Raw genomic sequence first — 8,066 nt, forward strand, 5'->3', positions numbered from 1 at the left:
CTGATTTCACATCAACTTCCTCTTATTTGCTATAAATGTAAAACAAATACATACCTCTATAATGAGGTTTCCCGTAAAGCCCGCAAAATAATTCGTGAATTCGGAACAAAAAAATAAGAATGGATTTCTGCCTGCGCAGGAATGACAATTGTGACAAAGGAATCACAGATTAGTTTATTGTTCGTTCTTCTCATCATGATGTAAAAAAAGGTTTTTTACGAAATCTTCAACAAAAAGATCATTTTTTAGTTTTTTATTGAAGAATTCTCCATAAAATCGCGTCCGAAACCTTCTCGCAGCAATGTAACAAGCTTTCCAACGTGTTTGAAACGTTCTCGCAGTCGTGCAACAAGCTTTCCAACGCATTTGAAACGTTCCTACAACCATGCAACAAGCTTTCCAATACATTTGAAACGTTCCTGCAACCATGCAACAAGCTTTCCAACGTGTTTGAAACGTTCCTGCAACCGTGCAACAAGCTTTCGGGAAATCGCAAAAGGTAAAATCACGGAGTAGCACATATGTTTTTTTAAAGTGACTCGACATTATAAAGTGTTGAAGTATAATTTCTCTTTAGACAGTTTCATGTTGTTACTCCTCAGGATTTATATTTTCTTTTCCAAATTCTTTAGTAAAATCTCGAACACGTTTATCAGGTGTTTCATATTCAGCCTCTAAAAGCAAATCTCTCCAATCTGTTCGTGCCAGCGCAATCATTTTGTTAAGCTGAACACTATCTTTATTTCCTGTAAATAGCAATGCTCTCACAATTCTAGGACTCTGGAAATTTGTATGCGATATGATGAATTCTTGAATACTTTGTGTAGCTGCTGTTACATTTGTTTTGTAGTCAGACGCGAGCCTTTTCAGAATGTCTGCTGGATATAAATTCAAATTGATTTTATATTGGTCACTATGTGAATCACATCTTAAATCCTTATTGATGATTTCAACAATATTCCCAAAACCGATCGTGCGTCGTCCTTCGCAAAATTTGAATTTCATATCTTCATACAATCGATTGGTAAAATATGCAGTTCCAAAAATTGCAATTTCCGCAAGAATGGTCGTGCCCATTTCCACAATATCTTGTCCAAGATATGTTTGTTGTCCAGAAGTTAAATATTCGGGATAATTTTCAAACTCAATATGCGGCCGATATCCAGCATGTACAGCACTTTTTCTCCCGCCTTCTTCGGTAGTTAAAAACCTTAATTCAGCAATAAAATCTGGATGTTGCAACATGTTTTTATAAGTAAATCTACGCTTAATGAATACTCTTTATTTCGTATGTATATACGTTTAAATCTTCTTTGGTACGCTTTTCAAAGATATAATATTTAACGAGCGTTTGATGAAAAAAATAACAAACCACTTCACAAATAACAGTATAAAATCGATCTAAAATCTAAAAAATGAACCCATAAAAAACGAATTAACAGTTTCATAATCAGTACGCAATCGTTGTAGTTTCAAAATCAGTAAGATAATCATGGAAACAGTGTGAAAATTGCCATGATTTTTAGTAATTTCGGAGTTTAGAACGCTAATTATTCCGAAAAATGCAAAACCAAAAACGCGTCGTTATCGATCATATTTCTCCACAACTGAACGGTGGCGAATTTTTTATCAAACGAATTGTCAACGAAATTGTCACTGTACAAGCACACGTCTTAGTGGACGGACATGACGTCATCGCTGCTTCTGTATTGTACAAACATGAAAAAGCAAAAACATGGAAAGAAGTGCGCATGCACGAACTCGGAAATGACGAATGGCAAGCTTCATTTGTTGTTGAAAAACAAGGATTTTACACGTATAAAGTACAAGGTTGGGTAGATTATGCGTTAAATTGGCAACATGGAGCCGAACGTAAAATTGACGACAATCAACACATTACTTCTGAATTATTAGAAGGAGCAGAATTGCTAAAACCTATATTGAAAAAAGCGTCTAAAACAGAAAAAGATTATCTAGGAGAATGTATTGATGCGTTTAAAGATGCTTCCAGATATGAAGAAGCAGTTGCCGCAGCAAAAAGTGAAAAACTACACAACATACTTGTAAAATATCCTGAAAAACACCTGGCAAACGAATCACACGATTTGCAAATCTATGTCGATCGTAAAAAAGCACAATTCAGTACATGGTATGAATTCTTTCCACGTTCAGCTTCAGAAACGGAAGGAAAACACGGAACATTTAAAGATTGTGAACGTTTGCTTCCACGTGTGGCTGAGATGGGATTTGATACCTTATACTTTCCACCAATTCATCCTATTGGAGAAGTCAATCGTAAAGGAAAAAACAATACAACGGAAGCCAAAAAAGGCGATGTTGGTTCAGCTTGGGGAATTGGTTCCAAACATGGAGGACACAAAGATGTACATCCTGAATTGGGAACGTTGGAAGATTTTAAACAATTGGTTGCCAAAGCAAAAGAACAAAACATAGAAATCGCGATGGACTATGCATTGCAAGCCGCGCCCGATCATCCTTGGGTAACGTCGCATCCAGATTGGTTCAAATGGCGACCAGATGGAACGGTACAATATGCGGAGAATCCACCAAAAAAATATCAAGATATCTTACCAATTTATTGGGAAAGTGAAGACTATAAAAACCTTTGGAACGAATGTTTAGACACACTTTTCCATTGGATTAATTGTGGTGTAAATGTATTTAGAGTAGATAATCCACACACAAAACCATACTACTTTTGGAATTGGATCATTGCCGAAGTCAAAAAGAAACATCCAAACGTGATTTTTCTCGCGGAAGCGTTTACCAAGCCAAAAGTCATGCAACAATTGGCAAAACAAGGCTACACACAATCATACACATACTTCACGTGGCGAAACACAAAACATGAATTGATTGCATACATGGAAGAATTGACCAAAACGGAGCAGAAAGAATACATGCGCCCGAACTTTTGGCCAAATACACCAGACATCAATCCGTTTCACTTGCAAGGCGCCAACGAAGCAAAATACATTCAACGGTATGCTTTGGCAGCAACTTTGAGTTCTAATATTGGAATTTACGGACCTGTATTTGAGCAAATGATTGACGATGCCATTCCTGGAAAGGAAGAATACTACATGTCTGAGAAATTTCAATTGTGTCATTACGATTGGAACAAACAAAACAAACTGACAACGTTAATTGGACGCATCAACGCCATTCGTCACGAACATGAAGCGTTGCAACAAACCAATAATATCAAGTTTTGTCACATAGAAAATGAAAACCTAATTGGCTTTTACAAGTGGAATCAAGATCGTACGAGTGAAGTATTAGTCATCATCAGTTTAGATCAATACTACGCGCAGCAAGGAACCATTCAGTTGCCATTGCACGATTTGGGCATTCATCAAGGACACAAAGTAGAAGTACACGATTTAGTAACAGGAAACAGTTACAACTGGTATGACGAATGGAACTTTGTAGAATTGCATCCTGCGTTACCATTTCATATCTTTAAAATCAACAAATAGATTTAGTAAAACCATCAACCAATGGCTAAAAAAACCACCAAAACCAAACCACAAACGCAGTACAACTTTAATGATTCTTGGGAAGAATTGTTAGAAAACAAGGCGTTTGTCAAAGCTTTTTTATCAGAAGTTTTAGAAGATTACATTACAAAACAACGTTGGTACGGTGGAAAAGCAAGCAAACTAAAATACATTGAACTTTCGGAATATTTCCGAATTCAACAACATGGCGAAGTCTATTATGGACTAATATTAGAAGTAAATTTTGTAGAAGCATTCTATCAACATTACTTTTTACCGATTGCGTTTGTGTCGGATGAAAGTTTTGCCAAAGAAGATCGAATCTTGCCAATAAGTATCAAAAATCAAGAAGGATTTATCATTGATGCGATCAACTTAGAAGCGTTTCGTAAATTGGTGTTTGAACGCATTCATTCTGCCATTCCAAACGATCAAACACGTGTGCAATATCATAAAAGTTTACAATTTGATCAAGTATACAAATCGTCACGTTTCATGGGCTTAGAGCAAAGCAACACGTCTATTGTGTACAATGAAAGTTGTGTGTTGAAATTCTTCCGAAGAATCTACGCAAACAAAAATCCTGACTATGAAATGAGTCGTTTCTTATCGGAAAAGAAACAATACAAAAACACACCAGCCTATTTAGGAAGTTTAAGCATTGTAGATTCTGAAAAAGATAACATTACGATTGGTTTAATGCAGGAAATGGTGCCAAACGAAGGCGATGCGTGGGATTATATGTTGAAGGAATTACACAAAGTATTTCTAAATCTAGAAACGAAAAATATCAGTATTGATAAATTGCCTGAAACGAAGCTCTTTGAGCGACTCAGCATTCGTGACGTTTCTCCAAGAATCATTGATTGGGTAGGATTAAATCTATTCTTAAAAGTGCAAAAACTCGCAGAACGTACGGCAGAAATGCATGTTGCGTTAGGAAGCGAATTTGAAGAAACTGCCTTTACACCAACGCATTTCAACGGCGATTATACGGTTTGGTTGAAAAACAGATTGTTATATCAATTTCAAAATCGTCTCAATACGGTTGAAAACAATTTACACAAGCTTGAAGGTTTGTCGTTAACCTTAGCACAGGAATTTCTAGACAATAAAAACCTCATTAGAAAACGTTTGGTAAATTTCGATTGGACAAAACTCAAAGGCGAACGCATCCGAGTGCATGGCGATTATCATTTAGGTCAAATCTTGGTCAAAGATGATGATTTCTACATTCTAGATTTTGAAGGCGAACCTGAAAGTACCATTCGTGATCGTAAAGTAAAACAACCGCCACTAAAAGATGTAGCAGGTTTATTTAGAAGCTTTCACTATGCTATTTATGCAACAATTTTCAATCACAAAGATGATTACAAGCATTCACAAGAACAACTCTTTGAAGCAGGCGAATTGTTATACACGTACTTTATTGGTGTGTTCTTAAAAACATACATTGAAAAAATTCAAGATGCGAATCTAAACATTGGTTACAGTCAAGAACGCATCTTTTTACTAAAATATTCATTGCTCGAAAAAGCAATCTATGAACTTGGGTACGAACTCAATTCACGACCACTTTGGGCAGTCATTCCACTCAAAGGAATCACAAACATTATCAATCACTAATTTATGGCAAAAGTACTTCCACATAGTCTATTTTCTGAATTCGATATCAATCTATTCAAAGCAGGAAAACATTACAAGCTCTACGAAAAATTTGGCTCACACATGATGACGCTTGATGGCGTAGAAGGAACCTACTTTGCCGTTTGGGCGCCAAGTGCTAAAACCGTTTCCGTAATTGGCGATTTCAATTTTTGGATAGAAGGCGAACACCAACTCAATGTACGTTGGGACGAAAGCGGTATTTGGGAAGGATTCATTCCAAATGTTGGAAAAGGAACTACATATAAGTATAAAATACAAAGTCATCATAACGACATCAAAACGGAAAAAGCTGATCCGTATGCGCGTCGTTGCGAACATCCACCAAAAACAGCTTCGATTGTTTGGGAAGCAGATCATGCTTGGAAAGATACCAAGTGGATGAAAAAACGTAAAAAACACAATGCCTTAGATGCGCCATATTCGGTATACGAAGTGCATTTAGGTTCGTGGAAGCGCAAACTAGAAGAAAACAAATTCTTAACCTATACGGAATTAGCAGATGAATTGGTCAGCTATGTCAAAGAAATGAATTTCACACATGTGGAATTAATGCCAGTCATGGAATATCCGTACGATCCAAGTTGGGGATATCAATTGGTTGGATACTTTGCGCCGACAGCACGATTTGGTTATCCAGAAGAATTCAAATTATTAGTAGATAAACTGCATCAAAACGACATCGGAATCATCTTAGATTGGGTACCATCGCACTTTCCAGAAGATGCACATGGACTTGGTTTCTTTGATGGAACTTGCTTATACGAACATCCAGACAAGCGAAGAGGCTATCATCCTGATTGGAAAAGTTTGATCTTTAATTACGGACGAAACGAAGTAAAATCGTTCCTAATCAGTAATGCTATTTTTTGGCTCGACCAATATCACGCTGACGGTTTGCGTGTAGATGCGGTTGCTTCCATGTTATTCTTAGATTATTCCAGAAACGAAGGCGAATGGGAACCAAATCAATTTGGTGGACGCGAAAACTTAGACGCGATTGCGTTTATGAAAGAAATGAATGAAGCGGTCTATTCCATGTTTCCAGATGTGCAAACCATTGCAGAAGAATCAACATCGTTTCCAATGGTGTCACGTCCAGCTTCCATTGGTGGACTCGGTTTTGGGATGAAATGGATGATGGGTTGGATGCACGACACCTTACAATATTTTGCCAAAGAGCCAATTTACAGACAGCATCATCAAAACGATCTAACGTTCAGCATGACATATGCGTTTACGGAAAACTTTATGTTACCGTTGTCACATGACGAGGTTGTGTATGGAAAACATTCCATCTTAGGAAGAATGCCAGGTGACGAATGGCAACGTTTTGCAAATCTTCGTTTATTGTACAGTTATATGTTTACGCATCCGGGAACCAATTTACTATTTCAAGGAGCTGAATTTGGACAAAGTGGCGAATGGAATTTTGAGCAAAGTCTCGATTGGCATTTACTAGAACACGATGTACACAAAGGTGTTCAGAATGTCATTAAAGATTTAAACAAGCTCTACAAAAAAGAATCTGCGTTACACGAAAAACAATTCACGGCAGATGGTTTTGAATGGATTGATTACAACGATTCTGAGAACTCTGTGTTAATCTACATCCGAAAAGGGAAGAAGCCTGAAAACGATTTGATTATTGCCTGTAACATGACGCCAATTCCAAGAGAAAACTATCGCATTGGTTTACCATCCGAAGGAACACTCAAAGAAATTTTCAACAGTGATTTAAAACAGTATGCAGGTACTAACGATTTTGTCAATAAAAAAATAGTTTCAGAAGACAAAGAATGGCAATTCAGAAATCATTCTGCGGAAATCACAATTCCACCGTTGGGAATGGTTGTGTTGAAGTATGTGTAAATAGTTTTGAGATTTTAGTATTGAGAAGTGAGATGTTAGAACGTTTGATTCCTTTGTCATTCCTGCGAAGGCAGGAATCCATTTCAGTTTAGAAAGCATCTCGATACAAATTTCTTTACAAGAAATCCACTCGATGTGACGCTTTGCTTTCGAATTGTTAGAATGTTTGATTCCTCTGTCATTCCTGCAAAGACAGGAATCTACTCTCAGTTCAAATTACCGAAAATGCTAGCGCGAGTTTCACAACTCGTGCCGACAAACAAGCTCAATTGAAATTCAAATAGTTACTTCTTTAATTCCTATGTCATTCCTGTAAAGAGAAGAATCTACTTTCAGTTTAGAAAGCATCTCGATACAAATTTCTTTACAAGAAATCCACTCGATGTGACGTTTTGCTTTCGAATTGTTAGAATGTTTGATTCCTCTGTCATTCCTGCAAAGACAGGAATCTACTCTCAGTTCAAATTACCGAAAATGCTAGCGCGAGTTTCACAACTCGTGCCGACAAACAAGCTCAATTGAAATTCAAATAGTTACTTCTTTAATTCCTATGTCATTCCTGTAAAGAGAAGAATCTACTTTCAGTTTAGAAAGCATCTCGATACAAATTTCTTTACAAGAAATCCACTCGATGTGACGTTTTGCTTTCGAATTGTTAGAATAGACGCTAGCGCGAGTTTCACAACTCGTGCCGACAAACAAGCTCATTCAATATTAAAAATAATACTTCTTTAATTCCCTTGTCATTCCTGTAAAAGCAGAAATCCACTTTCAGTTTAGAAAGCATCTCGATACAAATTTCTTTACAAGAAATTCACACGATGTGACGCTTTGCTTTTGAATCGTTAGAATGTTTGATTCCTCTGTCATTCCTGCGAAGGCAGGAATCTACTCTCAGTTCAAATTACCGAAGATACTAGCGAGAATTTCACAACTCGTGCCGACAAACAGGCTCAATTGAGATTCAAAATAATACATCTTTAATTCCGATGTCATTCCTGCAAAGAG

Annotated in this window: 5 protein-coding genes; 3 read left to right on the plus strand and 2 right to left on the minus strand. The window is 36.9% G+C overall.

Annotated features, from left to right (window positions below; genetic code table 11):
* Positions 1–174: 174 nt before the first annotated feature.
* A complete protein-coding gene (locus tag AA089_RS24820) occupies positions 175–519 on the minus strand; it encodes a hypothetical protein (RefSeq protein WP_162200448.1) in 345 nt (114 codons plus the stop codon).
* Between the two features lie 72 nt (positions 520–591).
* Entirely contained in the window at positions 592–1,245 is a 654-nt protein-coding gene (locus AA089_RS14430; RefSeq protein WP_046757676.1) for an EF-Tu C-terminal domain-related protein, read from the minus strand.
* A 317-nt stretch (positions 1,246–1,562) separates the two neighbouring features.
* Here AA089_RS14430 and AA089_RS14435 point away from each other — a divergent pair, with 317 nt between their 5' ends.
* Genes AA089_RS14435 through glgB form a run of 3 tightly spaced genes read left to right on the plus strand, consistent with a single transcriptional unit; the run spans position 1,563 to position 7,058 of the window.
* Positions 1,563–3,500 (plus strand): alpha-1,4-glucan--maltose-1-phosphate maltosyltransferase, encoded by a 1,938-nt coding sequence (locus AA089_RS14435; RefSeq protein ID WP_046757677.1) that lies wholly within the window; start codon positions 1,563–1,565, stop codon positions 3,498–3,500.
* A gap of 21 nt (positions 3,501–3,521) precedes the next feature.
* On the plus strand, positions 3,522–5,147 hold the full coding sequence (locus AA089_RS14440) for a trehalose synthase (protein ID WP_046757678.1): 1,626 nt from the start codon (positions 3,522–3,524) through the stop codon (positions 5,145–5,147).
* A gap of 3 nt (positions 5,148–5,150) precedes the next feature.
* Positions 5,151–7,058: a 1,4-alpha-glucan branching protein GlgB gene (gene glgB, locus AA089_RS14445; protein WP_046757679.1), complete on the plus strand. Its 1,908-nt coding sequence runs from the start codon at positions 5,151–5,153 to the stop codon at positions 7,056–7,058.
* Positions 7,059–8,066: the final 1,008 nt, after the last annotated feature.

This window comes from Kordia jejudonensis (assembly GCF_001005315.1).
GTDB lineage: Bacteria > Bacteroidota > Bacteroidia > Flavobacteriales > Flavobacteriaceae > Kordia > Kordia jejudonensis.